The organism is Curtobacterium sp. P97, from assembly GCF_023712445.1.
Lineage (GTDB): Bacteria > Actinomycetota > Actinomycetes > Actinomycetales > Microbacteriaceae > Curtobacterium.
This window is the reverse complement of record NZ_JAMAYF010000010.1, coordinates 140,318-166,780: the sequence shown is the minus strand read 5'-3', so window position 1 is coordinate 166,780 and position 26,463 is coordinate 140,318. Positions and strand designations below refer to the sequence as shown.

Here is a 26,463-nt window from a genome sequence, read left to right as displayed (position 1 = left end):
GACACCCCCCCGACACCCCCGACACACCGCCGGTCGTATCGATTCGACCAGGGGAGCGGGTAGCGTCGGGGGCATGTCAGCGCCGACCGAGAGCCGTCCCCTGAACATCGTCGTCTGGAACGAGAACGTGCACGAGAGCCGCGGTGACGCGACCGTGCTCGGGCACTACCCCGACGGCATGCACACCGTGATCGCCGCCGCGCTCCGGGAGCACCACCCCGAGGCATCGGTGGGCACCGCCACGCTGCAGCAGCCCGAGCACGGTCTGACCGCCGAGCGCCTGGCGGAGACGGACGTGCTGTTCTGGTGGGGACACGTCGCGCACCAGGACGTGTCGGACGAGATCGTCACCCGCGTGGTCGAGGCCGTGCACGCCGGGATGGGCCTGGTCGTCCTGCACTCGGGGCACTACTCGAAGCCGTTCACGCGCCTGATGGGCACGACGTGCTCGCTGAAGTGGCGGAACGACGGTGAGCGTGAGCTCGTCTGGACGACCGCACCCGAGCACCCGATCGCCGCCGGCGTCCCGCACCCGATCGTCATCGACCGCCAGGAGATGTACGGCGAGTACTTCGACATCCCGCGCCCCGACGAGGAGGTCTTCCTGTCGACCTTCGCCGGCGGCGAGGTCTTCCGCTCCGGTGTCGCCTACCGCCGGGGTCTCGGCCGGGTCTTCTACTTCTCGCCGGGCGACCAGGAGTACCCCGTCTACCACCACCCGGACATCCAGCGGGTGCTCGCGAACGCGGCGGCCTGGGCGGCCCCGGTGTCCGAGCGACGCGAGCTGACGGCTGACCCCCACCCGCGGGACTGGTTCCTCGCCGGTGGTGCGGGTACACAGGAGGGGTGACCAACCATCTCGACGGTGCGGCCCGCCGCACTGCGGTGATCGAGGCGCTCGAGGTACTCGGATCAGGGCCCGAGGAGCGCTTCGACCGCATCACCCGCATGACGCACGAGGCGTTCGGCGTCCCGCTGACCTTCCTCAACCTCGTCCACCACGACCTCGTCACCACGCAGTCGACGTTCGGGTTCCAGCAGGGCACGAGCGTGCCGGCGACCGGGCAGTTCTGCGCGACGACGGTGCTCACCCCCGAGCCGATGGTCGTCCCGGACACGCTCCTCGACCTCCGCTTCGCCGACACGCCCGCCGTGACCGAGTACGGGGTCCGGTTCTACGCCGGCGCACCGCTGACGATGTCCGACGGCACGCGGGTCGGGACGCTGTGTGTGATGGACGCGCAGCCGCGGGTGTTCTCCGACGAGGACCTCGCGCTCCTCGGGGACCTCGCCCGGTGGGCGGAGCGCGAGCTCGGCCACTCGATCGAGCGGGGCCGGGTACGACGTGTCCTCACCGGGCTCGTGCCCGACCCGGTCACGACCGGGGGAGCCGCGGTCGACGGGTTCCTCGAGCCGGACGAGGACGGGGGCGACCTGGTCGACTGGCGCACCGCCGCGGACGGGTCCGTCCAGGCCACGATCGGCACGGTCACCGCGGGCGGTCGGGCCTCGGCGCTCCTCGCGGCGTCGGTCCGTGCCGCCGTCGTCGCCCGCACGGACCTGCCGCTGCACGACGCGCTCGCCGGCCTGGAGGCGCAGCTCGCCCCCGACCTGTCGGCCGGCGGTGCCGTCGGGTCGCTCCTGCACGTGCGCCTCGACCCGACGACGGGTCACACCGAGTGGGTCGACGCCGGGCACGGTCCGGCGCTGCTCGTGCGGGCCGACGGGACGGTGGCCGCGCTGCGGTCGTCGGACCTGCCGATCGGCCTGCAGCCGGACACCGTGCCGCGCACGGTCGGCGCGCTGGACCTCGGGCCGGGGGACCGCGTGGTGCTGGCGACCGACGGCGCGCTGGCGCTCGACGGTGTCGGGGACGTGCAGGGGCTCGGAGCGCTGGCGGTGGCGCACCCCGAGGACCTCGTCGCGCACGTCCGATCGCTCGTCCCCGTCGGTGGCGACGGCGCGGACGTCGCCGTCGTGGTGCTCACCCGCACCTGACCGCGCGGAGTCGGGGACGGGTGCCCCTCCGGGTGGACGTGCTGCGGCGTCAGTGGCCGCGGGGCGCCGGTCGTCCGGTGGCGGCCGCGACGAGCAGCGTGGCCAGGAGCGCGAAGCCGGCGAGCTCGACCCCGAGGCCGGCGGTCTTCCAGTAGGCGCTGCCGACGACCTGCGGCTGCGTGATCGCGTCCGGCCACCACGGGTCGAGGAACGGCACCGTGCCGGGGAAGGGGTCGAGCCCGAGGACCACGAGTCCCCCGAGGAGCAGCACCACGCCGAGGCCCGCCATCGCGCCACGGGACCGGTGCAGCATCCGCACGACGAGGGCTGCCGCCATGCCGGCCATGCCGGCCACGGCGAGCAGGAAGGCGATGACGACGACCGGTTGCGGGGTGAGGGCCACCCAGTCGAGCACGGCGATCGGCAGCAGCAGCCACCGTCCCACCCGTACCCAGCGCCGCGGGTCCCGCCATCCGTCCATGCCGGTCACGGTACGGCAGCGCTCGGGGGGTCCCCTGAGGGCCTCCTCCGGGCAGGGCCGGCTGGTTACCATCGAGCACATGGCGCAGGACGGCCGGATCAGGCAGGAGCGGGCGGTGGCGACGCGCGCGGCCCTCATCGAGGCCGCGGCGGCCGAGTTCGACGAGCGCGGCTACCTCGGGGCGTCGATGGACGGCGTCGCCGAGCGTGCCGGCATGACCAAGGGGGCGCTGTACTTCCACTTCCGGTCGAAGGCCGACATCGCCAGCGCGGTGATCGCTCGGCAGGACGAGATCTCCCGGCACTACGCGGAGGTCGCCGCCACGCGTTCGGCATCGCCGCTGGAGTCCCTGATGTGGATGTCGCAGGGCGTGGCGACGCAGATGACGCGGGAGGTCGTGGTCCGTGCCGGGCTCCGGCTCGCCGCGGACCCGAACGCCCGGGAGATCCCGCGCGAGCACCCGTTCGGCCGCTGGGTGGACCACACGGCCGACATCATCCGTCGGGCGATCGAGGTCGGCGAGGTCGACCCGTCGTGGGACCCGGAGCTCGTCGGGCACGTCGTGAGCCCCGCCGTCGCCGGTGTGCAGATGGTGTCGGACATGCTGCACGACCGGGCGGACCTGTACGACCGGCTGCAGGAGCTCTGGACGATGCTGCTGTCGGCGATGGCGACCGAACGGACCCGGGCCGAGGTGCCTCGACTCGTGGCGATCATCCGGCCGGAGTGCCCCGGGGAGGTCTGAGCGACGCGGGTCCCCCCAGGGACACCCACGTCGCTTCTCTTGGAGGATACCAAGGAGTACGTTTCCGCAGCAGCCCCACTTCGCGGGGATGACGACGACGTCGTACCCTGGCCCGATGGGCACCCCGGCGGCCGAGTTCCACGTCGACGTCGAGCTGGTCGTCGCACTGCTCCGTGACCAGCACCCGGACCTCGCCGACCTGCCCCTGCGGGTCGTGGCGAGCGGGTGGGACAACGTCGTGGTCCGTGCCGGTGACGCCCTGGCCGTGCGGCTGCCCCGCCGCGCCGCGGCCGCCACCCTCGTCGAGCACGAGCAGCGGTGGCTGCCGACGATCGCTGCGCTGGTGGGGGACGCCGCACCCGTCCCGGAGCCCGTCCGCACCGGCCGTCCCGCGCTCGGCTACCCCTGGGCGTGGAGCATCGTGCCGTGGTTGCCCGGGCGACCGGCGGGTGAGCAGGCCCAGGGCGTCCGGGTGGCACGGGACCTCGCCGCCGTCGTGACCCGCCTGCACGTGCCGGCACCGGCGGACGCCCCCGCGAACCCGGTCCGCGCCGTCCCGCTCGCGACGCGGAGCGGGGCCGTGACGACGCGACTGGCGACGGACGACGTGCCCCGCGCCGTGGAGCTGGCCACGCTCTGGCGGACCGCTGCCGGTGCGCCGACGCACGTCGGGCCTCCCGTCTGGGTGCACGGCGACCTGCACCCGTTCAACCTGCTCGTCGAGCCGACGCCGCTCGGTGACCGACGCCTGTCGGCCGTGGTCGACTTCGGTGACCTGACCGCGGGCGACCCGGCGGTCGACCTCGCCACCCGGTGGTTGACGCTCGACGACGCCGGCGGGCGGACGTTCGCGTCGCTCGTCGACGCGGACCCCGCCACCTGGACCCGGGCGCGCGGGTGGGCCGTGTCGATCGCGTCGGCGCTCGCCGTGACGGACGACGACGCGTTCCGGACGGTCGCGGCCCGGGCGATCGACGCGGTGCTGGACGGCTGAGCCCGCAGGGGTTACCGTTCCCTCACCTGTCCGTGCACTGGAGATCGGAGGGGCCTGATGACCCTCGAGTTCCGCGTCCCGCACGACGTCGACACCGACGCCTCTCCCGCCCCGTCCGCCCGACCCGACGCCGTCCGTCGCACCGGTCTCCGCGGTCTGCTCGACCGCCTGGCCGTCCGGCGCGCGGCAGCCCGCGACCGACGGCTGGTCGCCCACCTGCACGAGCTCGACGACCTGCAACGGCTGCTCAGCGGCGCACGGGGCGTCGTCGAGCAGGGGTGGATCCAACACTCCTGGTTCGCCTACCTCGACGAGCACGGACGCCTGCGCAAGGCGTCGAGTGCTGCGGCGCTCGCCGCCCAGGGCCGACCGCTCGTCGCCGCCTGCCTGGTGGGGGCCGTCGTCTCGGCGGCGGGTGGCCCGCAGGTCGTGCACTCGCAGCCGGTGCAGCGGGCCCTCGACCTGGTGTGGCACGCCCTGGCCGCCGACGAGGGGCGACCGGTGGTCTGGTGCCCGGCGCCGGACGTCCGGATGGCCCGGGTCCGCGACCTCACCACCTGGAACGACCGGCCCGGGCGGAGCGCTGCCGAGGTCGCGTCGCTGCTCCTCACCGCGGAGCGGGTCGCCGTGCACGAGGCCGAGCGGGTCGCCGCCCGACGCGTCCCCCTGCCGGCCTGATCGGGGAGCCGGACCGTCCCGGGTCCCACCGGACGACCCGTCGTACCCCGTGCGGCGGGTCGTCCTCGCTGCGGGCAGGATCCCGCAGTAGCCGACCGCTGCTCGACATCGTTACCGTTCTCCCAGGTGACACCGCTCCCTCGCCCGCTGAACTGGGGTTTCTTCCTGCGCGAAATTGCAGGAACTGCACGGATCGGACGTTTGCCGTTGGTCAAGTACCCCGACCCCTGCGTACGGTCGGTCGAGTTCGTGCCCCGTCCGGTGGGGCGTTCGGCCGACCAGGGAGGGGCGCCCAACCGTGTTCCAGTACGTCGTGGAGCGATGGGACCAGATCTGGTTCTCGTCGTGGCAGCACTTCTCACTGGTCGTCCAGTGCACCGTGCTCGCCACGCTCATCGCCGTGGTGCTCGCAGCACTCGTCTACCGCAGTCCGCAGCTGACCTCGATCGCGAACGGGGTGTCCGCCGTCGGGCTGACCCTGCCGTCGTTCGCCGTGATCGGTCTGCTCATCGTGCCGCTCGGGTTCGGCGTCGTGCCGTCCGTCGTCACGGTCGTGTTCTTCGCCACGCTGCCGATCCTGCGGAACGCGGTGGTCGGCCTCGCCGAGATCCCGCCGACGGTCGTCGAGTCGGCGCGGGGGATCGGCATGAGCCGGATGCGCACCCTGCTGCAGGTCGAACTGCCGATGGCGTGGCCGATCATCCTGAGCGGCGTGCGGGTGTCCGCGCAGATGGTGATGGGCATCGCCGCGATCGCCGCCTACGCGCTCGGCCCCGGCCTCGGTGGCTTCATCTTCTCCGGCCTGTCCCGCCTCGGCGGCGCCAACGCCCTGAACTCCGTCGTCGTCGGGGTGGTCGGGGTCGTCCTGCTCGCCTTCGTCCTCGACCTGCTCCTCATCGGCCTCGGCCGCCTGACCACCCCGAGAGGTATCCGTGTCCAGCACTGACTCCGCCACCACCACCGCCCCCGAGGGCGACGTCACCGGCCGCAGCATCCTGCTCGACGAGGTCACCAAGCGGTACCCGGGCCAGCAGAAGCCCGCCGTCGACGGCATCACGCTCGAGATCCCGGCCGGCAAGATCGTCATGCTCGTCGGCCCGTCCGGCTGCGGCAAGACCACCACGCTGAAGATGATCAACCGGCTCATCGAACCCACCGAGGGCCGCATCGTCGTCGGGGACGAGGACGTCACCGGCATCGACGCCGACGAGCTCCGCCGACGCATGGGCTACGTCATCCAGGCCGGCGGCCTCTTCCCGCACATGACCGTCGCGGCGAACATCGGGATCGTCCCGAAGATGCTCGGCTGGTCGAAGGAGAAGATCGCCGCCCGCGTCGACGAGCTCCTCGACCTGGTCTCGCTCGACCCGGCCACCTACCGCGACCGCTTCCCCCGCGAGCTCTCCGGCGGCCAGCAGCAGCGCGTCGGTGTCGCCCGGGCGCTCGCCGCGGACCCGCCCGTCCTGCTCATGGACGAGCCGTTCGGCGCCGTCGACCCGATCACCCGGCAGCGCCTGCAGGACGAGCTGCTGCGCATCCAGGAGGAACTGCACAAGACGATCGTCATCGTCAGCCACGACTTCGACGAGGCCGTGAAGCTGGGCGACTGGATCGTGATCTTCACCGAGGGTGCGCACATCGTGCAGTACGACACCCCGGAGCGGATCCTGGCCGAACCGGCGAACGAGTTCGTGGAGAACTTCATCGGCTCCGGCGCCGGCCTCAAGCAGCTGACCCTCAACCGCGTGCGGGACGTCGACGTCGTCGACGCCGTGACCTGCTCGCCGGGCGAGGAGGCGAAGGCCGTCCTGCAGCGCATGGACGAGGCCGGACGGCACGGGCACGCCGTCGTGGTCGACCGCCGTCAGCGCCCGATCGGGTGGCCGTCCCGGCGGCAGCTCGAACGCCTCGACCGCATCCCGGAGGGCATCGACCCCGCCCTGCCCGTCGTGGGCGAGGGGGCGACGCTCAACGACGCGCTCGACACCATGCTCGTCTCGAGCGCCGGTGCCGCGCTCGTCACGGGGCGCCGTGACGCCTTCCGCGGCGTCATCACCGTCGAGACCGTCATGGAGGCCATCACCCGGTCCCGTGCGGCTGCCGCGGACGAGCAGGCGTACACGCCGGTCGGTACGAACACGAACCCGATCGAGACCCTGCCGTCCTCGCCCGTGGCCCCGACGGTCGCGACGTCCGGGGAGGACCTGTGACCGCCGTCGCGACCGACGCGCCCGCCGCAGCCGGCCCGGGCACCGCGCAGCGCACCCCCTGGAAGGGCCTGCTCGTCCAGCCGATCGCGATCCTGGTGGTCCTGGCCGCCTGGGTCCTCTGGCTGAACACCGCGGACCTCAGTGCCACCGAGCGTTCGACCCTCAACCCGTCGGGCATCCTCGAGCTCACCGGACAGCACCTCGTCCTGACGCTCCAGGCCACCGTGCTCGTGCTCGTGATCGGCATCCCGCTCGGGGTCCTGCTCACCCGCGGGCCCTTCCGGCGGGCGAGCACCACGGTCATCGCCGTCGCGAACTTCGGACAGGCGGCCCCCGCGGTCGGGCTCATCGTGCTGCTCGCGGCCTGGCTCGGCCTGAACAGCTGGTCGGCGGTCGTCGCCCTCGTGCTCTACGCGATCCTGCCGGTGCTCCGGAACACCATGCTCGGTGTGCAGAGCGTCGACGACCGGCTCGTCGAGGCCGGCCGCGGCATGGGCATGAGCGCCCTCAGCGTGCTGCTCAAGGTCGAACTGCCGCTGGCGGTCCCGGTCATGCTCTCCGGCATCCGGACGGCCCTGGTGCTGCTCGTCGGCACCGCGAGCCTGGCGACCTTCGTCGGCGCGGGCGGCCTCGGCCTCCTCATCACCACGGGCGTGACCCTGTTCCTGCCGAAGGTGCTCGTCTCCGGGGCGCTCCTGGTGGCGCTCCTCGCCCTGACCATCGACTGGATCGGCCGCGTGGTCGAGACGGTCGCACGACCGAAGGGACTCCGATGACGCCCGACGACACGACGCACGCCGACGAGACGACCCGCGAGCAGGGCGCACGTCGCGCCCGCCGCACCGACGGGACGGGCGCCCGCCGCGCCTCCCGTCCGTCCACCGGTCGCCGCTGGGTGGCCGCCGCCGCCGTCGCGGGGGCGAGTGCCCTCGTCCTGACCGGCTGCGGCCTGCAGCCGGCCGCGTCCTTCGTGCCGGGTGCCGCGCCGGGATCGATCCAGCGGATCGACGACCTGCCGGACGACGCGAAGCTGACCGTGACGTCGAAGAACTTCACGGAGCAGCTCGTCCTCGGCAAGATCGCCGTCCTCGCCGCCAAGGCGGCGGGGTTCGACGTCACCGACGAGACGAACGTGCCGGGGTCCGTCGCGGTGCGCGAGCTGATGACCTCGCACGGCGCGGACTTCACGTACGAGTACACGGGCACCGCCTGGCTCACGTTCATGGCGCACGAGCAGGGGATCCCCGACAAGACCGAGCAGTGGCAGGCGGTCAAGGACGAGGACGCCGGCAACGGGCTGACCTGGCTCGAACCGGCGCCGATGAACAACACCTACGCGTTCGCCGTGCGCGACGAGGCGGTGTCCGAGCTCGACGACGTGAAGACGCTGTCGGACATCACGAAGCTGCCGGTCGACCAGCGGACGTTCTGCGTCGAGTCGGAGTTCAACTCGCGTGCGGACGGCTTCAAGCCGATGCTCGAGAAGTACGGCCTGGAGCTCGGCGGGTCCGGCGAGAACGGCGTGCCGACGTCGAACGTCAGCATCCTCGACACCGGCACGGTCTACACCGCGACCGACCGGGGCAAGTGCAACTTCGGCGAGGTCTTCACGACCGACGGCCGCATCAAGTCGCTCGGCCTGACCGTGCTCGAGGACGACCGCGGGTTCTTCCCGGCGTACAACGTCGCACCCGTGATCGACTCCGAGACGCTCGAGGAGTACCCGCAGCTCCGTGACGTGTACGACCAGATCTCGCCGGAGCTCACCGACGAGGCGCTGCAGGAGCTGAACCGCCAGGTCGACGTCGAGGGCCGCGAGCCGGCGGACGTCGCCTTCGACTGGATGGTGGACAAGGGCTTCATCACGGCGCCCTGACGGGTGACTCGGTCGTCCGGGCGAACCGGGTGACCTGTCGGACGGGAGGCGCGGTGCCGGTGGGCACCGCGCCTCCCGTCGTCCGCGGGGTCGCGTCGCTGCTCCCGAGCTCCGGACGGGCTGCATCGCGTCGAGCGCGTGGCCGCGTGGCCGCGTGGCCGCGTGGCCGCGTGGCCGCGTGGCCGCGTGGCCGCGTCGCTGCGTGTTCGCGTGTCTGCGTGTCCGCGCGGCCGGCTCCGGACGGCGCGCACGCCGCGTGCATAGTCTCGGACACGTGGCGGCTTCGGGACGGGACCTCGGCGACGGGTGCACGCTCACGCTGCGCGACCTGAGCACCGTCGACGCCGTCCACGACCTGGTGCAGGCCAACCTCGCACGCCTCCGGGCCGCGGAACCGTGGGCCTGGGCGCCGGTCTCCCGGGACTCGCTCGTCCTGCACACGGAGCAGCTGCTCGGGCAGTACGCGATGGACCGGGCGGTGCCGTGCGTCGTCCGGGTGGACGGGAGCATCGTCGGCTCGGTGTCGCTCGCGCTCGACCCGTACCTGGGCCAGGCGTCGCTCGGCTACTGGATCGACGAGCGGTACGAGGGGCGCGGCATCGTCCGACGGGCCGCTTCTGCACTGCTCGAGGTCGCGCGCGAGCGGGGGAGTGCCCGGGTGGAGGTCCGCACCGGCGTCGACAACGCCCGGAGCCGGGCGCTGGCCGAGCGGCTCGGGTTCGTGCACGAGGGGACGCTGCGCAGCGCGCTGCCGCTCGGGCCCCGACGGGTCGACGTGGCGGTGTACGGGCTGCTGACCTGACGGTCGTCGGCGGCGCTCCGCCGGGCCCCCGGCGAGACGAACGCTGCGTCAGCGGCCCTGGGACACGCCCGCCCACACGGCGAACGCGCCGCCGAGCAGGAGCAGCACGCCGACCACGATCCAGACCGCCAGCGCGACGAGGTTGAGGAGGATGCCCCACCCCGCTCGGCCACGGGCCATCGGCTCACGACTGCGGGAGGCGATCCCGAGGCACAGGCCGACGACGGGGGCGAAGAAGGTCCACCCGGCGAGCAGCGAGCAGACCCCGAGCACGAGGCTCGCGGTGCCGAGGCCGGTCCGAGGGGTGTGCTGCACGGTGGTCATGTCCCCGACGCTACGGGGTCCTGCTGCCGCGGCGCGTCCCCCGGTGGTGTGACCGCGGGTCCTCCCGGGGACGGATCTCCTGCGGACGGACGGCCGCACGCCGGTATCGTCGGAGCATGGCCCTGTTCGGACGACGCCCCAGGAACGACGTTCGCGACCGCCCGGTCAGCCAGGTGGAGCTGAAGCGGGCCGTCGACGAGGGCTTCCTCATCGCCAGGGCCGCCGTCACCGTCGCGGTGGCGAACCGGATCATCACGAACGCCCTCCGCGACCAGGGGTACTTCGACCACGCCGTCATCGCCGAGGCCACCCGCGAGGAACTGCACCGCATGGCCGAGGAGCAGCGCGGGGACGCCGCCCGCATGCGGGAGATCCGGTCCACGTCGAGCAACAAGCGGGGGCGCTCGCAGCACCAGCACGACTACAAGCGCGGCGACGACCTGAAGCTCCGCACGCGCGAGGCCACCTACGAGCAGCTCGCCGCCATGCTCGACCGGCGGCGCGACGACCAGGGCTTCGTCGACCGCATCGTGCTGCAGGCCCGTGCCCGGGCGTGGGATGACATCGGCACGACCGTCGTCGGACGTCTCGGGTGGGCGCAGCGCCCGACCGAGGACTACGAGATCGGCCGCGACGAACGTCTGCAGCAGATGCTCGACGAGGACTTCGCGGCGCTGCTCGCGGAGCACCCGGCGGGCGCCGAGGCCCCGGTCGCGACGCCGGCCGATGCGGACGAGCCCGACGAGGGCGACGCCGCCGAGGACGGTACGGATCCCGCCGACGCGGACACCGCACGCCCCTGACGACGGACCCTGCGAGGTCCTGCAGGTGCCTGGTCGTTCCGGGCGTACCGGGCGGGATCGGGCGTACCTGGTCCCGCCGGACCACCCGGTACGCCCGTTCCCGCCAGGGACAGCGCGCGTGATGGGAAGGAACGGGCGCGTGCGGGCGGGCAAGTGCGGGAGCCGGGCACGGCTGACCGCCCGCGGGGGCGCGCGTCCCTAGGCTCGGGTACATGGTTGATGCGGTGGTCGTCGGTGCCGGACCGAACGGACTCGCGGCGGCGGTGACGCTCGCGCGGGCCGGGCTGTCGGTCGAGGTCGTCGAGCGGAACGACACGATCGGCGGTGGCGCCCGCACGGCACAGCTCACGCTGCCCGGGTTCCACCACGACGTCTGCTCCGCGGTGCACCCCATGGCGCTGCAGTCCGAGTTCTTCCGGCTCTTCCGCATGGAGGACCGTATCGAGCTCCGGCTGCCCGAGGTGCAGTACGGCCACCCCCTCGACCGTGGCCGCGCCGGCATCGCCTACCGCGACCTCGAGCGCACCGCCGAGGGCCTGGGCATCGACGGCCGCGCCTTCCGGAACCTCATGGCGCCCCTGTCCGGCAGCGCCGACCGGGTCGCGGACTTCGCCACCGACGCGTTGCTGCACGTCCCGCGACACCCGCTCACCGTCCTGCGGTTCGGTCTCCGCGCCCTCGAGCAGGGCAGCGCCGCCTGGAACGCCCGGTTCCGCGACGAGGTCGCACCGGCGATGGTCTCCGGCGTCGCGGCGCACTCGATCCAGCACATGCCGTCCCTGTCGACCGCCGCGGCCGCGCTGTCGCTCGGCTCCTACGCCCACGCCCGCGGTTGGCCCGTGCCGATCGGGGGCAGCCAGGCGATCGTCGACGCGCTCGCCGCCGACCTCGTCGCCCACGGCGGCACCATCGAGACCGGGCGCGAGGTCCGGTCCCTCGCCGACCTGACCCCGGCGAAGGCCGTCCTCTTCGACACGAGCGTCCCGGGCATGCTGCACATCGCCGGGAAGCAGATCCCCACCCCGAAGCGCGGGGCGCTGCGCCGCTTCCGGTTCGGCAACGCGGCGGCGAAGGTCGACTTCGCGCTGTCCGACCCGGTGCCGTGGACGAACACCGAGCTGCGGAAGGCCGGCACCGTGCACATCGGCGGCACCCGTGCGGAGATCGCCGAGGCCGAGCACGCCGTGGCACAGGGTCGGCACGCCGAACGCCCGTACGTCCTCGGGAGCGAGCCGACCGTGGTCGACCCGAGCCGGGCCCCGCGCGGCAAGCACGTCTTCTGGGCGTACGCACACGTGCCCGCGGGCTCCGACGTCGACCCGACCGACGCGATCGTCCGGCAGGTCGAGCGCTTCGCGCCCGGGTTCCGCGACACCGTCCTGCAGTCGAGCAGCCGCACGGCCGTCCAGATGGGCGAGTACAACCCGAACTACGTCGGCGGCGACATCGCCGCCGGGGCCGCGAGCTTCTGGCAGCTCGTCAAGCGGCCCGTCCTGTCGTCCGATCCGTGGCGGATGGGCGGCGGCATGTACCTGTGCTCGGAGGCGTCCGCGCCCGGCCCGGGTGTGCACGGCATGGCGGGCTGGCACGCGGCCCGCAGCGCCCTGCGGCACACCTTCGGCCTGTCCGAGCACGTCGACCTCGCACCGGAGGACTGAACCATGGCGAAGAACGTCCGCATCGTGCACTGCAGCCCGGAGGCCGTCTTCGACGTGCTCCGGGACGGCTGGCTCTACCCGACCTGGGTGGTCGGCGCCTCGCGCATGCGCGGTCAGGACCCGGGGTGGCCCGCCGTCGGTACGGAGCTGCACCACTCGTTCGGCATCTGGCCGTTCCTGATCAACGACACGACGATCTCGCTCGAGGTCGACGAGCCCCGGCGGCTCGTCATCCAGGCGAAGGGCTGGCCGGTCGGCGAGGCCCGGGTCGAGGTCGAGGTGGAACCGCACCCGCGGGGGAGCCGGGTGACGCTCCGCGAGAACCCCGTCCGGGGTCCCGGATCACTCGTGCCCGGGTTCATCGCGCAGCCCGGCATCTGGATCCGCAACAACGAGAGCATCCGGCGGCTCCGCTGGGTCGCGGAGGGGCGCGCGGGCGCCCAGTAGACGGTCTGGAGGCTCGTGGCGGCACCGCCACGAGCCTCCGTGCCGCCACCTGGTCACTCCGCGCGACTGAACTCGCTCGCTCGACGCACCTGGTCGTCCGTCAGGGCGACGCCCGTGTACCGCTCGAACTGGCGGGCTGCCTGCAGTGCGATGACCTCGGCGCCGGTGATCACGTGCGCACCCGCGGCGCGACCGGCGCGGACCAGCGGGGTCTCGGCGGGGAACGCGACCACGTCGAAGACGGTCGACGCGGCCTCGACACGGTCCTGCGCGAAGGCGAGGGCGTCCTCGTCCGCACCGCGCATGCCGAGCGGGGTGACGTTGACCAGGACGTCGGCCTCGGGCGCCTCCTGCACGCTCGCGACCCAGTCGAAGCCGTACTGCTCGGCCAGGGCAGGACCGGTCTCCGCGTTGCGCGCGACGACGGTGAGCTGCTCGAAGCCCGCACCGCGGAACGCCGCCGTGACCGCCTTGGCCATCCCGCCGGAGCCACGGAGCACCACGCGGGCCGTCGGGTCGACATCGTGCGTGCGGAGCAGGGACGCGACGGCTTCGTAGTCGGTGTTCGACGCGGTGAGCACACCGTCGTCGTTCACCACGGTGTTGATCGACCGGATGGCGGCCGCGGACTCCTCGACCACGTCGACGAGGGGGATGATCGCCTCCTTGAAGGGCATCGACACCGAGCAGCCCCGGATGCCGAGCGCGCGGATCCCGGTGACCGCGCCGGGCAGGTCGGTCGTGGTGAACGCCTTGTAGACGAAGTCCAGCCCGAGCTCGTCGTAGAGGAAGTTGTGGAAGCGCGTGCCGATGTTGCTCGGTCGGGCCGCGAGCGAGATGCAGACCTGCATGTCCTTGTGGAGGATGGGCATGGCACGAGTCTCCCACGCCCGTGCCGATGGAGCGGTCCACTCCCGGTACCCGACAGCAGTGCCGTCCGGACGGGTTAGTGTGGCGGGATGCCGGTCTCCGTCTTCGATCTGTTCAGCGTCGGGATCGGCCCGTCGAGTTCCCACACCGTCGGGCCCATGCGTGCCGGCGCGGCCTTCGCGGCCGGGCTCGCCGACGCCCCCGTGACCGGGCTCGACGTCCACCTGTACGGCTCGCTCGCCTCGACCGGGCAGGGACACGGCACGCTCGGTGCGGTGCTCGCCGGGCTGATGGGCTCCGACCCCGAGACGGTCGACCCGGACGCGATGGCAGCGGCCCTGGACGACCTCGAACGCACCGGTGTGCTGCGGCTCGCGGGCGGGGCGACGGTGCCGTTCCGCCAGGCCGACATCGTGCTGCACCCGCTCACCATGCTGCCCCGCCACCCGAACGCGATGCGGCTGCGGGCGACCGGTGCCTCGGGGGCGGTCCTCGCCGAGGAGACCTACTACTCGATCGGTGGCGGGTTCATCACGAGCGACACCGAGGGTGCCGTGGCCGAGGCCGCGATCCCCGTCGACGACGCCGTCCCGCACCCGTTCTCGAGCGGCGCCGAACTCCTCGCCGCGTGCGCCGCGACCGGCCTGCCCGTCAGCGGCGTCGCGATGGCGAACGAGACCGCGACACGGACCGGTGCCGAGGTCCGCGCCGGACTCCTGCACGTGCACGACGTCATGCGCGAGAGCGTCGACCGCAGCATCCGCCGCACCGGCACGCTGCCCGGCGGCCTGACGGTCCGGCGTCGCGCGGCGAACTGGCACGAGCAGCTCACCCGCGACGACCCGCACCACGACCCGCTCTTCGCGATGGAGTGGGTGAACCTCACCGCGATGGCGGTCAACGAGGAGAACGCCACGGGTGGCCGGGTCGTCACCGCCCCCACGAACGGTGCCGCCGGGATCATCCCCGCGGTGCTGTACTACGCCCTGACCTACGTCTCCGAGGTCCTCCCGGAGGACCGCGACGACGCCGTGGTCCGCTTCCTGCTCACGGCCGGGGCCATCGGCTCGATCTACAAGGAGCGGGCGTCGATCTCGGGCGCCGAGGTCGGCTGCCAGGGCGAGGTCGGCTCCGCCGCGTCGATGGCGGCGGCCGGGTTGGCCGAGGTCCTCGGTGGGACCCCCGAACAGGTCGAGAACGCCGCCGAGATCGCGATGGAGCACAACCTCGGGCTGACCTGCGACCCGATCGGCGGCCTCGTGCAGATCCCCTGCATCGAGCGGAACGCGATCGCGGCGAACAAGGCGATCAACGCGGCCCGGATGGCGCTGCGCGGGGACGGTGTGCACCACGTGTCCCTCGACCAGGTCGTCGAGACGATGCGGCAGACCGGTGCGGACATGTCGACGAAGTACAAGGAGACCGCGATGGGCGGACTGGCGGTCAACGTCCCCCTCTGCTGAGCGGCCGCAGCGCGCTGCGTCGTGGCGACGGCCCCGGTACGACCGCCCGGGCCGGTCAGTGGACCTGCATCTCCAGCGGGATCGCGCGCGGTGCGACGTGGTGCTGCCCGTCGTCGGTGCGGACGATGAGTGCGGGACGCCCCGGGGTGTCGAGGACGTCCACCGCCGTCCCGGCGACGAGTCGCCCGCGGTCGCGGTAGCGGACCACCGCGTGGATCGGGACGTCGTCGGCGGGGACCGGTCGCCACCGTGGTGCTCGTGCGCGCTCCGTCTCCATCACTCCACCTCCATCACTCCACCATGGCGTCTGTCCGATTCGCGCACCAAATCGCTGAACGCTGCTCACGTGCACTGCCGGGAGGCACTCCGGCCGCCGCGGGTACGGTCGGACGCATGAGCGACACGGACCACGACCGCCTCGGCGACGGCGTCGACATGTCCTTCGAGGAACGCCGACAGGACACCCTCCGCAGGATGTCCGGGTCGGACGAGCACGACGCCGATCCGCGCGTCGAGGTCTCCCGCGCCGAGGACGGGGACGTGCGCATCGACGTCGCGGACTCCGCGGCCGTCCGCCCGGGGGACGCCGACGGCACCGACCCCCGGACCGACGCGACGCAGGACCCCCACCCCGCCGACTGAGCCCTCCCTCGCACGACGCGACCCCGGCGACACCTCGCACCGCGGTACCGCTGCGAGCACCCGCCGACGGTGCGTCCCGCGGGAAGGAGGATGATCGTCGGGTGCACCTCGTCCTCCACCGCGTCGACGGCGGCGTCACCGCGACGCCCCTGACCGACGCGGGGGAGCCGGCCGGCGAGCCGACGCGCCTGGACGAGCCGGGCCTCCCGGCCTTCGTCGCCGCGCACGACGCACCCGACGTGCGCTGGGTCTGGGACGACACCGCCCGCTGGTACCCGGCCGTCCTGGCGGCCGGAGGACGCGTCGGCCGCTGCGTCGACCTCCGCCTGTGCCGTCGCATCCTGCGCGGCGCGCTCGCCGCACGGGGGACGGCCCTCGCGACGGCACCACCTGACACGTGGGACGACCCCGGCCAGGAGGCCCGCCCCACCCGCCCGACGCAGGCCCGGCTGTTCGACGACGCGCTCTTCACCGTCGCACCGGCCGACGACGCAGCCGATCCGGTCGCCGAGTTCCGCCGCCAGCTCGACGCGGTCGCCACGTCGACGACGCCGGGCGCACTGCGCCTGCTCACCACCGCCGAGTCGGCGGGAGCCCTCGTCGCGGCCGAGATCCTGTCCGCGGGTCTGCCCTGGCGTCCGGACGTGCACGAGCGCCTGCTCGAGGAGGAACTCGGCCCCCGGGTGCCCGCCGGGGTACGGCCGCGCCGGCTCGAGGAGCTCGCGGGGGAGATCCGCGCCCACCTCGGCGACCCCGCACTCAACCCCGACTCGCCCGCCGACGTCCTGCGGTCGCTCCGGGCGGTCGGGCTGATGGTGACGTCGACGCGCAAGTGGGAGCTGCAGGAGCTCGAGCACCCGGTCATCGCGCCGCTGCTCGAGTACAAGCGCCTGTCCCGCCTGCTCACCGCGAACGGCTGGGCATGGCTCGACGAGTGGGTGCAGGACGGGCGTTTCCACCCGAAGTACGTCGTCGGCGGGGTCGTCACCGGGCGCTGGGCGGCGGACGGCGGCGGTGCCATGCAGCTGCCGAGGACGGTCCGCAGTGCGGTGGTCGCCGACGACGGCTGGGCCTTCGTGGTGGCGGACGCGGCGCAGCTCGAACCGCGGGTGCTCGCGGCGATGGCCGGCGACCGGGCGATGGCGACCGCGGGCGACGGGCGGGACCTGTACGACGGGGTGGTCGCCTCGGGCGCGGTCGAGACGCGGCAGCAGGCGAAGGGCGCGATGCTCGGCGCGATGTACGGCGCGACCCAGGGTGACGCTGGACGGCTCGTCCCGCGGCTGGCGAGGGCGTTCCCGGCGGCGCTGGGGCTCGTCGACCGGGCGGCCCGGGCGGGCGAGCGCGGCGAGCCCGTGACGACGCTGCTCGGCCGGACGTCGCCCGTCCCCGACGAGGCCTGGTTCGCCGCGCGCAACCGCGCCTGGTCGGTGGACGGCACGCCGGCGCAGCAGCGGGCGGTCGAGGGGCGTGCCCGCAGCTGGGGGCGCTTCACGCGGAACTTCGTGGTGCAGGGCACCGCGGCCGAGTGGGCACTGGCGTGGATGGGATCGCTCCGGACCCGGCTCGCGACCCGGTTCCCCGGCCCGCTGACGGCCGGGCCGCACCTGGTGTTCTTCGTGCACGACGAGATCGTGGTGCACACGCCCGTCGAGCACGCCGCGTTCGTGGCGGAGCAGGTCCGGGCCGCGGCGGTCGACGCCGGACGGCTGCTCTTCCGGGACTTCCCGGTGGTCTTCCCCCTGACGGTGTCGACGGTGCGCGACTACGGGGCAGCGAAGGACTGAGCCGGGCCGGCGCGTGCGGGTGCTCGCCCGCCGTGAGGACTGCGTCCGGGCCGGTACGGGCGGGTGCTCGCCCGCGGTGAGGACTGCGTCCGTGCAGGCGCGTGCGCGCTCGCAGCCTGGGACGGGCAGGGTGGGTCGATGGAGCGACACCACGACGAGGACCCCTCGGCTGCCGGTCGGGTCGACCGTGCGGAGCAGGCGGCGGTCGTCGAGGACCGGCGCGTCGGCGACCTCGACCTCACGACGTGGCGGTCCCGGGCCGGCCACACGGTCGCCGAGGGCTGGGCGACACTCGGCCGTCGCTACGGCGCCCTCCCCCTGCTCGTCCTGACGCTGGCAGTCGGTGTCGGCATCGCCGCGACCGCGACCTGGGCGGCATCGGAGGTGTACGACGCGGTGCGGGCGTCCGACGACGTCGCGGTGCTCGACCGCCCCGTCCTCGACTGGATGCTCACCCTGCGTTCCCCGTTCGCCGACCAGGCGGTCACGTGGTGGACCGACATCGCCGGGACGATCGGGATGCCGATCGTCGCGGTCTGCTTCCTGATCGGCTTCACGGTGCAGCGCCGCGCCTGGACCCCGCTCGTGCTGCTCGTCGCAGCGAGCGGCGGCTCGCTCCTCATGACGATCGCAGGCAAGGACCTGATCGGCCGTGCCCGACCGCCGCTGTCCGACGCGGTGCCGCCGTACGAGCACTCGCCGTCGTTCCCGTCCGGCCACACGCTCAACGCCACGGTCGTCGTCGGCACGATCGTGTACCTGCTCATCCTGCGGCAGTCACGCACGGTCACCCGGGTGTGGACGATCGTCGTCGGCACGCTCTTCGTGCTGTCGATCGGCGTCTCGCGGGTGTTCCTGGGCCACCACTGGACGACGGACGTGCTCGCCGCGTGGGCCCTCGGTCTTGCGTGGCTGGCGCTCGTGATCACGGCGCACCGGCTGTACCTGACCGCCCTCCACCGGGGTGCCGACCCGGTCGTGCGCGGCCGCGGACCGGCACGCCCGGTCAGGTCGTCACGGTAGGTTCACCCGCATGGAAGAACGGGTCTTCGGCGGCAGGTACCGCGTCACCGGCACGCTCGGTCACGGCGGCATGGCCTCCGTCTACCGCGCCGTCGACGAGCAGCTCGGCCGCGAGGTGGCCGTCAAGGTCTTCCGGATCGGCGCGGTCGACCACGGCGAACGTGCGCGCGCCGAGGCCGAGATGCACACGCTGGCCGCGCTCCGCAGCCCCTCGCTCGTCACGCTCTACGACGCCGCACTCGACGACGGCAACGGCGACTCGTACCTCGTGATGGAGCTCGTCCCCGGCAGCGACCTGGACACCCGGCTGCGCGAGGGCCCGCTCGACACCACGACGACCGCGCGCACCGGCGCCCAGGTCGCCGAGGGACTCGCCGCCGTGCACGCGCAGGGCATCGTGCACCGTGACGTGAAGCCCGCCAACGTGCTGCTCGAGAGCGACGGCCAGCACGTCAAGCTCGCCGACTTCGGCATCGCGCTGCTCCGGGACGCCGCCCGCGTGACCGGGACCGGCACCGTCATCGGCACCGCCGCCTACATCTCACCGGAGCAGGTCCTCGGGCGCGAGGTCACCGGTCAGGCCGACGTCTACGCCCTCGGGCTCGTCCTGCTGCAGTGCCTGACGGGTGCACGACCGTTCCCCGGCACCGCCGTCGAGTCCGCCACCGCGCGGCTCACGCGGGGCCCCGACATCGACCAGCACCTGCCCACCGCGTGGCGGACGCTGCTCCACGTGATGACGGCGCAGGACCCGGCCGAGCGCCCGACCGCGGCCGAGGCGGCCCGACGTCTCCGTGCCCTCGAACGCGACGGGACGGCACCGGCGACCCAGCTGCTCCCGGGCGGACCCGGCACGCTCACCCGTGCTGCCGGCGGAGCGGCCGGTGCCGGAGCCGGTCTCGCCGGTGCCGCGCTCGGTGCCGGCGGACCGGACGCAGCCCACGCCGACCAGGCCACCCAGGCCGTGCCGGGCGCTGCGGACGGCGACCAGGCCACGCGGGCGATGCCGACCGCCGGCGGTGCCGACGCCGCGACCCGGGCGTACGACCGGACGGGTGCGCAGGACGACGTCGCGACGACGGTCCTCGGTGCGCAGCGGGGCGCCGGTGGAGCGGGCGCCGCCGCTGCTGCTGGCGGTGGTGCGGTGGCGGGTGGTGCCGCGTCGCGAGGAGCCGGTGGTCCAGCGGGGGCTGCCGGACGGGGCGGTCCCGGTACGGACGGACCGAAGCGACGGCGTGCGGGGATCATCACCGCGGTGGTCGTCGGGATCCTCGTCCTCGCGGGGATCGGCGTCGCGCTGATCGCGCTGGGCGGAGGAGACGACTCGACGCCCGCGCCGACCGACTCCAGCGAGCCCTCGTCGCCGACGGAGCAGCAGACGAGCGAGCCGGAGCAGCAGCCCAGCCAGGAGGAGCAGCAGCCGAGCGAACCCGCGCAGGAGCCGAGCGAGCCGGCGCAGGAGCCCAGCCAGGAGCAGCAGCAGCCGAGCGAGCCCGCGCAGGAACCGAGCCAGCCCGCCGACGACCCGAGCGTCGGCCCCCGACCGGGCGGTCCGGCGTCCAACCCCGTCGAGGCCCCGCAGGGCGGCGCGGGCAACAACGGCAACGGCAACGGTCCCGGGAGCAACAGCGGCAAGGGCAAGGGATCCGGTGCGGCGGACACGACGGTCGACACCACCGTCGGGTCGCTCACCCAGGGGCCGGCGACGGGCCCCGGCCGCGGCTGACGCGGTCGCTGCTGACCCCGGCGCGGTGGACGGACAGCGTCGAGCCGACGCCCACCGTCGCGGGAGCACGCTCGGAGCATGTCGATGAGCACACCGTTCGATCCGCAGCAGCCCGGCGCCGACCTCCCCGTGGACGGCGACGACCAGACCGAGATCGAGGTCGAGGAGGACCGCGGCGCCGACGTCGGCCCGGACTCGGTCGACCCGTCGGTCTCGCCGGCCCCGCACGAGGACGAAGACGAGGCCGGTGGGGGCCCGGTCGCCCGGTGACCCGAGACGGCTGACCGACCTCGCCCGGACGGCCCACTGGGGCCCGCTGACGACCGCTGACGCGACGACGGGCTACCCCCGGACGATCCAGGGGCGGCCCGTCGTGGTGCTGCGGCTCAGACGCCGCCGCGCCGGAGCCAACGGGTCGACCGCCACGACCGCGACCGCAGCACCGCGTCGATCGCGTCGCGCAGGATCTGCTCGTCGGTGGCCGGGTCGACGAAGGCCGATGCCCGCACGGGGCCGCTCGTCCCGCGGAGGCGTGAGACGGCTCGGAGCGGAGCGCTCACGCGCCACGACCGCGACTCCAGCAGGGAGATGAGTCGCTGCGCCAGTGCGAAGCGCTCACCGTGGTCGACGGCCGACTCCTGCGCCACGGGTGCGGGGGGCGGAGCCGGCTGCTCGGCGAGCTTCACCAGCTCGCGGATGCGCCGCGTCTCGCCGGCCGGCAGCAGGATCGGCAGGGCGTCGATCTTGCGGTCGACGGAGTACTGGTTCAGCAGCCACTCCGCGATGTCGTGGTCGGTGCGCGAGCCGTCCTGCGACACCCACGTGTGGTAGATCGCGGTGAGCTGCAGGGAGTCCGCGACACCGACGAGCGACGCGGCACGGAGCAGGTAGTCCCAGTCCTCGGTCGTGGTCAGCGATTCGTCGAAGCGCAGTCCGAGGTTCGTGAAGAGCCCGCGGGGGAACGCCGCCGTCATGAACGGCGTCTGGTTCAGCACGAGGTGCTTCACCATCGAGAACTCGGCGTCGTAGGGCCGGGTGATCGGCCCCTCGGTACGGACGCCCCAGTGGCCGCTCGTGCTGACGACGTCGGCCGCCTGCAGGGACCCGACGCTGCGGAGCACCATCCCCGGGTGCTTGCGGTGCACGTCCCGGAAGGCCGAGACCCAGTGCGCGAAGACCAGGTCGTCGTCGTCCAGCGCCACGACGTACTGCCCGGTCGCCAGTCGGAAGCCCTCGTTGAGGAGCGTGGCGCGCGAGCCGTGGTCGACCTTGACGAAGCGCGTGCGGCCGGCGATCGACGGCGGCTGGCGTTCGATCAACCGCTCGAGCACGATCTGCGTCGCGACGTCGACGTGGTGGCCGATGATGAGCACCTCGAAGTCCTGGTCCGTCTGGCCCGCCAGGCAGGAGAACACCTCGGCGAGCTGCTGCGGACGACGCCCCTGCGTCCGGATCACGACCGTGAGGAACGGGTCGTCCTCGGTCGACGTCCGGGTGACCGCGGCGGCGGGGACCGGCCCGGGCAGGCAGGCCCAGACGAACTGGTTCACGCGGGCGTTCGGCGCGGCCTGGTCGCGCAGCGCGTTCATCCACTGGTTGACGGTGGTGCCACGCATGAGCGCCGGGTGGTCGAGCGGGAAGTGCTGGTCGCTCTTGCTCAGCAGGAAGTCCTCGCGGTCCGTGCGGTGCAGACCGGCGGCACGGAGCGTGCGCTCGAGCTCGGGCTCGCTGTAGAGGTGGACGTGGGTGTCGTCCAGCAGCCCGGTGTCGGTGTACTCCCATGCGCCGAACGCCAGCTTGAACCCGACGTCGCGGTGGGTGTTGTTCGGCACGCTGAGCACGAGCGGAGCGCTGTGGTCGCGGAGGAACGTCGACACCTCGGCGAGCACGGCCCGTCCGGCGGGCAGGTGCTCGAGCCCGTCGAGCATGGTGACCCCGAGCACGCGGCGGTCGCCGACGACGTCGCGCAGCAGCACGCGCACCGCCTCGGGATCGCCGACGTCGCCGACGTGGGCCTCGAAGCCACCGTCGCGCAGCGCCGTCACGGCGTCCGCGTCGACGTCGACCCCGACGTACGTCGCGCCGAGCTGGTCCTCGACCGCCGCGGCGATGGCCCCGTAGCCGCAGGCGAGGTCGAGGAGGACCGCCGGCTCGCCCGACGTGACCACGGAGCGTCGCAGGAGGCGGAGGACGGCCCCGTAGGTGTTCTCCTCGGAGTAGGCGTTGTCGTAGCGTGCCTCGTCGTTCACAGTCCGTACCGGTGTTCCGCGTAGTTGCCGCCGGTGAATTCGGCGGTCGTGTGGTCGGGGTCGTGGCGGTCCGCGAGCAGACCGTCGTCGCGCCGGCGCCGGTACTCGGCGCACGCACGCGTGGCCTCCGGCTCCGGGTTCGCGTCGAAGAACCGCAGGATGTCCTCGCTGATGTCGGGCCGGGACCACTTGTCGGCGAGCAGCAGGGCGGACTCCACGGAGTAGTACCGTTCGGCGGACGTCGGCTCGAGGACGCCGCTCGTCGACCCGATGCGCTTGTCGTGGAACGCGAGGGCTGCGGGGACGATCGCCACGCCGAAGCCGCGCTCCCGGATGCGCCAGGACAGGTCGACGTCGTCGCAGTACATGAAGAACGACTCGTGGTCGTACCCGCCGAGCTCGTCGAAGAGCGCGGAGCGGACCATGCAGAAGGCACCGGCGACCCACGAGGTGATGCCGCTCCGGACGTCGTAGTCCTTGGGGTGCTCGAGGGGGAGCTGCTTCGCCTCGACCGCGCCGATCGTGGTGTCGTCCATGCGCTCGACCAACTGGCTGAGCGTGTCCCCGGTGATGATCACGTCGGGGTTCGCCATGATGCGCAGCTCGGAGTCGTCCTCGGCCGCGAGGCGGTTCTGCGCGCCGCCGTGCCCGAGGTTCTCGCCGAAGGACACGTAGTCGAGCGAGGCGAGGTTCGGCGTCGCCCGGCGCCAGCGCTCGAGCAGGGCCGGGTCGACGGTCGCCGCCGGTGAGCAGTCGCCGTAGCGCACGCGGACCCCGGCGACGCGGTCGTCGAACCGTGCCCAGCGTGCGGCGTTGTCGAGGCTCTCGAGTGCGCGCTCCACCCGCTCCGTGTCGGAGTGGTAGAGCACCGACTGGATGGTCACCATCGGTCGGGTCATGCGGTGTGGTCCTCGCTGATCAGGGTCGGGATGCGGTGGGTGCCGAGGTGGGTCGGGTCGTCCTCCATGACGAACCGGGCGGCGTCGCGTCGGAGGGCGATGTACTCACCGCGCTCGTCCGACAGGAAGGCGTGCACGAAGTGCGGTCCGTTCCCGAACACGACGGCGTCCAGGTCGAACCTGACCGTCGCGGAGCCGTCGAGCGGCGAGAGGACCTTCTCCACGCGACCCGTGTCGGTGCCGTACACGAGGTTGCCGAGCGAGTTCTCGATGAGGAACCCGGCGTTCCAGCGGTCGAGCGGCGTCGCGTGCTCGTAGCGGACCGTGATGCGCAGCGGGTCTCCCGGGCGGACGATCTCCTGCGGCTCGCGTCCTGGGACGCGGACGTCGACGTCCGTGACCCTGCCCGGCGTGGGGTCCTGGTCGGGGTCCTCGGCCTCGGCCTCGGCGAGTCGGCGGCCCTCGAGGATCTCGCGGAAGTTCTGCACCGCCTCGCGGGCGGGCCCGTGGTACTTGACCTCACCGTGGTGGAGGACGACCGCGGTGTCGCAGAGTTCCTGGACCTGGCCGAGCGAGTGCGACACGAGCACGATCGTGCGGCCCTGCGCCTGGAACTCCTTGATCTTGTCGATGCACTTCTTCTGGAACTGCTCGTCGCCGACGGCCAGCACCTCGTCCACCAGCAGCACGTCGGGGTCGGTGTTGATCGCGACGGCGAAGGCGAGCCGGACGTACATGCCCGACGAGTAGAACTTCACCTGCGTGTCGATGAAGTCACCGATGCCGGAGAACTGGAGGATCGCCTCGAACCGGGCGTCGACCTCGTCGCGGGGGATGCCGAGCACCGAGGCGTTCAGGTAGACGTTCTCGCGGCCGGTCAGGTCGGGGTGCATCCCGGCGCCGAGCTCGATGAGGGCGGCGAGGCGACCGCGGCGCTCGACGACGCCGGTCGTGGGCTCGAGGATGCCGCCGATCATCTTCAGCAGCGTCGACTTGCCGGAACCGTTCGGTCCGATGAGGCCGACCGTGCTGCCGGCCGGGATCTCGAGGTCGACCCCCTGGAGCGCCCAGAAGTCCTCGCTGTGCCGGCGGCCTGCACGGCCGAAGGTGACCACCCGCTCCTTGAGCGAGTTGTCCTTGCGGATCGTGAACCGCTTCGACACGTCCCGCACGGAGACGACCACGGGTGCGCCGGGGCCGCCCCTGACCTCCTCGGACCGTCCGCGGAGTCCTGCTGCTCGGCTGCCCTGCCGCTCGTCCAATCAGGACTCCTCTGTGTTGCGTTCCGAAACCGAGGAGGATCGTAATGCGGATACGATGAAATGTCAGGCGTGTCCCCCGCTCTGGGGAGGGGGTGCCGGTGCCGCCGACGGCGCTCACGGCGTCCTGTCGGTCGGGGACGGCAAGCTCGTGCGCATGTCGTTCGCGAACGCGTGGGACCCGTCGAAGGGTCGCGCCATCCCAGAGGACCAGGTCACCGAGGACGGACTCGAGCTCGACGAGGACACCGCCGCCGAGCTCGGCATCTCGTTCGACGTCGTCGGCGGCGCGTCGGCCGACCCGTCACGGGTCTCACCCGTCGACGTGCGCGTGCCGAGCGCACCGACCACCGACGACTGACCGCCCGCCCGCTCCCGCCCGAGCCGAGCCGAGCCGAGCAGCCTGGGGGCACGACGTCCGTCAGCACAACGGGGAGCACGCGACACCACGGACTTCCGTGGCGCGACGTGCTCCCCGTTGTGCGGAGCGCGGCACGGTCAGGGCCCAGCCCCGGAGCGCGGCACGCTCAGGCCCAGCCCCGCAGCACGGTCAGGGGACGGTGTGCCCCGCCGCCGTCAGGACGCGGTACCACTCCTCGCGCGAGAGCCGGACGTCGGAACCCGCGGCCGAGTCCCGCACCCGCTGCGGGTTCGTCGTGCCCAGGACGACCTGGAAGTGCGCGGGGTGTCGGGTGATCCACGCGACCGCGATCCCCGTCGGGGTGACGCCGTGTGCCGAGGCGAGCTCCTCGAGCACGTCGTTGAGCTCGGCGTACTGCTCGCGGTCGCCGAGGAAGACGCCGTCGAAGAAGCCCTTCTGGAACGGCGACCAGGCCTGCAGCGTGACGTCGTTCAGGCGGGCGTGGTTGAGGATGTCGTTGTCGCGGTCGATCGACTGGTCGAGCCCGGCCATGTTCGCCGTCAGGCCCTGCGTGATCACGTTGGCGTGCGTGATGCTCAGCTGCACCTGGTTGAACGCGAGCGGCTGCCGCACCGACCGCTTCAGCAGCTCGACCTGACCGGGGGTGTGGTTCGAGACACCGAAGTGGTGCACCTTGCCGGCGGCGTGCAGCTCGTCGAACGCCCGGGCGACCTCCTCGGGCTCGACGAGGGCATCGGGACGGTGCAGGAGCAGCACGTCCACGTAGTCGGTCCGCAGCGCCTCGAGGGACTCGTGCACGGACTCGATGATGTGCTCGTACGAGAAGTCGAAGTACGCGCCGTCCGGCGTCGGGCGGATGCCGACCTTGGTCTGCAGCTGGATGTCGGCGCGCTCGGACGGCGACAGGGTGACGGCGGAACCGAACCGCTGCTCGCACCCGTGCCAGACGCCGTACACGGCGGCGTGGTCGAACATCGTGACGCCGGCGTCGCGCGAGGCGGTGTACAGCTCGCGGATGTCCTCGTCGCTCATGTCGTTGATCCGCATGAGGCCGACGACGACGTCGGACGCGGTGAGGTCGGTCTGTGGCAACTCCAGTGTCTTCACGCGCTCGATCCTGCCAGCAGCTCGCCGTGCGCAGAGAGGC

General features: G+C 72.9%; 28 protein-coding genes. 20 read left to right on the top strand and 8 right to left on the bottom strand.

All coding sequences use genetic code 11. The annotated features are described in order from the left end of the window. Window positions 1-73 precede the first annotated feature (73 nt). On the top strand, window positions 74-850 hold the full coding sequence (locus tag M3677_RS12410; RefSeq protein ID WP_251160691.1) for a ThuA domain-containing protein: 777 nt from the start codon (window positions 74-76) through the stop codon (window positions 848-850). Then, window positions 847-1,998 (top strand): GAF domain-containing SpoIIE family protein phosphatase, encoded by a 1,152-nt coding sequence (locus tag M3677_RS12405; protein WP_251160690.1) that lies wholly within the window; start codon window positions 847-849, stop codon window positions 1,996-1,998. Before M3677_RS12410 ends, M3677_RS12405 begins: the two co-directional genes overlap by 4 nt. 49 nt (window positions 1,999-2,047) lie before the next feature. On the opposite strand, the gene M3677_RS12400 is transcribed toward M3677_RS12405, so the two are convergent. Beyond that, entirely contained in the window at window positions 2,048-2,479 is a 432-nt protein-coding gene (locus tag M3677_RS12400; RefSeq protein ID WP_251155597.1) for a hypothetical protein, read from the bottom strand. A gap of 79 nt (window positions 2,480-2,558) precedes the next feature. Between M3677_RS12400 and M3677_RS12395 the strand changes: the two genes are divergently transcribed. From M3677_RS12395 to M3677_RS12360, 8 genes are all read left to right on the top strand, one after another. Further along, window positions 2,559-3,224: a ScbR family autoregulator-binding transcription factor gene (locus M3677_RS12395; protein ID WP_251160689.1), complete on the top strand. Its 666-nt coding sequence runs from the start codon at window positions 2,559-2,561 to the stop codon at window positions 3,222-3,224. A 115-nt stretch (window positions 3,225-3,339) separates the two neighbouring features. Next, window positions 3,340-4,218, top strand: coding sequence for an aminoglycoside phosphotransferase family protein (locus M3677_RS12390; RefSeq protein ID WP_251160688.1), 879 nt, complete (start codon window positions 3,340-3,342; stop codon window positions 4,216-4,218). Window positions 4,219-4,275: 57 nt separating this feature from the next. Then, window positions 4,276-4,896, top strand: a complete 621-nt coding sequence (locus M3677_RS12385; protein WP_251155595.1) for a hypothetical protein — start codon at window positions 4,276-4,278, stop codon at window positions 4,894-4,896. A gap of 298 nt (window positions 4,897-5,194) precedes the next feature. Then, window positions 5,195-5,842 (top strand): ABC transporter permease, encoded by a 648-nt coding sequence (locus M3677_RS12380; protein WP_251155594.1) that lies wholly within the window; start codon window positions 5,195-5,197, stop codon window positions 5,840-5,842. Further along, entirely contained in the window at window positions 5,829-7,106 is a 1,278-nt protein-coding gene (locus tag M3677_RS12375) for an ATP-binding cassette domain-containing protein (RefSeq protein ID WP_066657297.1), read from the top strand. Before M3677_RS12380 ends, M3677_RS12375 begins: the two co-directional genes overlap by 14 nt. Before the next feature lie 68 nt (window positions 7,107-7,174). Further along, the gene (locus tag M3677_RS12370; protein WP_066658832.1) at window positions 7,175-7,882 is read left to right on the top strand and encodes an ABC transporter permease; all 708 of its coding nucleotides are present in this window, start codon (window positions 7,175-7,177) and stop codon (window positions 7,880-7,882) included. Further along, window positions 7,879-8,982 carry a glycine betaine ABC transporter substrate-binding protein gene (locus M3677_RS12365; protein ID WP_251160687.1) on the top strand — a complete coding sequence of 368 codons (1,104 nt, stop codon included), beginning with the start codon at window positions 7,879-7,881 and terminating at the stop codon, window positions 8,980-8,982. The genes M3677_RS12370 and M3677_RS12365 overlap by 4 nt, the downstream gene beginning before the upstream one ends. A gap of 274 nt (window positions 8,983-9,256) precedes the next feature. After that, entirely contained in the window at window positions 9,257-9,784 is a 528-nt protein-coding gene (locus tag M3677_RS12360) for a GNAT family N-acetyltransferase (RefSeq protein WP_066657295.1), read from the top strand. Window positions 9,785-9,832: 48 nt separating this feature from the next. Here the strand turns inward: M3677_RS12360 and M3677_RS12355 are convergent, their stop codons facing one another. Then, window positions 9,833-10,108: a hypothetical protein gene (locus tag M3677_RS12355; RefSeq protein WP_209684843.1), complete on the bottom strand. Its 276-nt coding sequence runs from the start codon at window positions 10,106-10,108 to the stop codon at window positions 9,833-9,835. Window positions 10,109-10,224: 116 nt separating this feature from the next. On the opposite strand from M3677_RS12355, the gene M3677_RS12350 reads away from it, so the two are divergent. From M3677_RS12350 to M3677_RS12340, 3 genes are all read left to right on the top strand, one after another. Then, window positions 10,225-10,911, top strand: coding sequence for a hypothetical protein (locus M3677_RS12350; protein WP_066657291.1), 687 nt, complete (start codon window positions 10,225-10,227; stop codon window positions 10,909-10,911). Between the two features lie 212 nt (window positions 10,912-11,123). Continuing rightward, on the top strand, window positions 11,124-12,569 hold the full coding sequence (locus M3677_RS12345) for an NAD(P)/FAD-dependent oxidoreductase (protein ID WP_251160686.1): 1,446 nt from the start codon (window positions 11,124-11,126) through the stop codon (window positions 12,567-12,569). A 3-nt stretch (window positions 12,570-12,572) separates the two neighbouring features. Then, window positions 12,573-13,016 (top strand): SRPBCC family protein, encoded by a 444-nt coding sequence (locus M3677_RS12340; RefSeq protein ID WP_066657286.1) that lies wholly within the window; start codon window positions 12,573-12,575, stop codon window positions 13,014-13,016. A 53-nt stretch (window positions 13,017-13,069) separates the two neighbouring features. Here the strand turns inward: M3677_RS12340 and M3677_RS12335 are convergent, their stop codons facing one another. Further along, on the bottom strand, window positions 13,070-13,888 hold the full coding sequence (locus M3677_RS12335) for a shikimate 5-dehydrogenase (protein WP_251160685.1): 819 nt from the start codon (window positions 13,886-13,888) through the stop codon (window positions 13,070-13,072). 87 nt (window positions 13,889-13,975) lie between these two features. Here M3677_RS12335 and M3677_RS12330 point away from each other — a divergent pair, with 87 nt between their 5' ends. Next, the gene (locus M3677_RS12330) at window positions 13,976-15,349 is read left to right on the top strand and encodes an L-serine ammonia-lyase (RefSeq protein ID WP_066657280.1); all 1,374 of its coding nucleotides are present in this window, start codon (window positions 13,976-13,978) and stop codon (window positions 15,347-15,349) included. 55 nt (window positions 15,350-15,404) lie between these two features. On the opposite strand, the gene M3677_RS12325 is transcribed toward M3677_RS12330, so the two are convergent. Further along, window positions 15,405-15,626: a hypothetical protein gene (locus tag M3677_RS12325; RefSeq protein ID WP_066657269.1), complete on the bottom strand. Its 222-nt coding sequence runs from the start codon at window positions 15,624-15,626 to the stop codon at window positions 15,405-15,407. Window positions 15,627-15,742: 116 nt separating this feature from the next. On the opposite strand from M3677_RS12325, the gene M3677_RS12320 reads away from it, so the two are divergent. The 5 genes from M3677_RS12320 to M3677_RS12300 all read left to right on the top strand — a co-directional run bounded on the left by M3677_RS12320 (window position 15,743) and on the right by M3677_RS12300 (window position 20,797). After that, window positions 15,743-15,991, top strand: coding sequence for a hypothetical protein (locus M3677_RS12320; protein WP_251160684.1), 249 nt, complete (start codon window positions 15,743-15,745; stop codon window positions 15,989-15,991). A 101-nt stretch (window positions 15,992-16,092) separates the two neighbouring features. Then, window positions 16,093-17,778: a bifunctional 3'-5' exonuclease/DNA polymerase gene (locus M3677_RS12315; protein WP_066657263.1), complete on the top strand. Its 1,686-nt coding sequence runs from the start codon at window positions 16,093-16,095 to the stop codon at window positions 17,776-17,778. Window positions 17,779-17,916: 138 nt separating this feature from the next. Beyond that, on the top strand, window positions 17,917-18,801 hold the full coding sequence (locus M3677_RS12310; protein ID WP_209684845.1) for a phosphatase PAP2 family protein: 885 nt from the start codon (window positions 17,917-17,919) through the stop codon (window positions 18,799-18,801). A 10-nt stretch (window positions 18,802-18,811) separates the two neighbouring features. After that, entirely contained in the window at window positions 18,812-20,527 is a 1,716-nt protein-coding gene (locus M3677_RS12305) for a serine/threonine-protein kinase (protein ID WP_251160683.1), read from the top strand. Between the two features lie 78 nt (window positions 20,528-20,605). Continuing rightward, entirely contained in the window at window positions 20,606-20,797 is a 192-nt protein-coding gene (locus M3677_RS12300) for a hypothetical protein (protein ID WP_066657254.1), read from the top strand. A 116-nt stretch (window positions 20,798-20,913) separates the two neighbouring features. On the opposite strand, the gene M3677_RS12295 is transcribed toward M3677_RS12300, so the two are convergent. Genes M3677_RS12295 through M3677_RS12285 form a run of 3 tightly spaced genes read right to left on the bottom strand, consistent with a single transcriptional unit; the run spans window position 20,914 to window position 24,937 of the window. Next, window positions 20,914-22,776 carry a methyltransferase domain-containing protein gene (locus M3677_RS12295; RefSeq protein WP_251160682.1) on the bottom strand — a complete coding sequence of 621 codons (1,863 nt, stop codon included), beginning with the start codon at window positions 22,774-22,776 and terminating at the stop codon, window positions 20,914-20,916. Further along, the gene (locus M3677_RS12290) at window positions 22,773-23,675 is read right to left on the bottom strand and encodes a hypothetical protein (protein WP_209684848.1); all 903 of its coding nucleotides are present in this window, start codon (window positions 23,673-23,675) and stop codon (window positions 22,773-22,775) included. The genes M3677_RS12295 and M3677_RS12290 overlap by 4 nt, the downstream gene beginning before the upstream one ends. Beyond that, the gene (locus tag M3677_RS12285) at window positions 23,672-24,937 is read right to left on the bottom strand and encodes an ABC transporter ATP-binding protein (protein ID WP_251155583.1); all 1,266 of its coding nucleotides are present in this window, start codon (window positions 24,935-24,937) and stop codon (window positions 23,672-23,674) included. Before M3677_RS12285 ends, M3677_RS12290 begins: the two co-directional genes overlap by 4 nt. Window positions 24,938-25,091: 154 nt before the next feature. Between M3677_RS12285 and M3677_RS12280 the strand changes: the two genes are divergently transcribed. Further along, window positions 25,092-25,295 carry a hypothetical protein gene (locus tag M3677_RS12280; RefSeq protein ID WP_066657251.1) on the top strand — a complete coding sequence of 68 codons (204 nt, stop codon included), beginning with the start codon at window positions 25,092-25,094 and terminating at the stop codon, window positions 25,293-25,295. Window positions 25,296-25,484: 189 nt separating this feature from the next. On the opposite strand, the gene M3677_RS12275 is transcribed toward M3677_RS12280, so the two are convergent. Next, complete coding sequence (locus tag M3677_RS12275; protein WP_209684849.1) at window positions 25,485-26,423, bottom strand: aldo/keto reductase family oxidoreductase; 939 nt, start codon at window positions 26,421-26,423, stop codon at window positions 25,485-25,487. Between the last annotated feature and the right edge of the window lie 40 nt (window positions 26,424-26,463).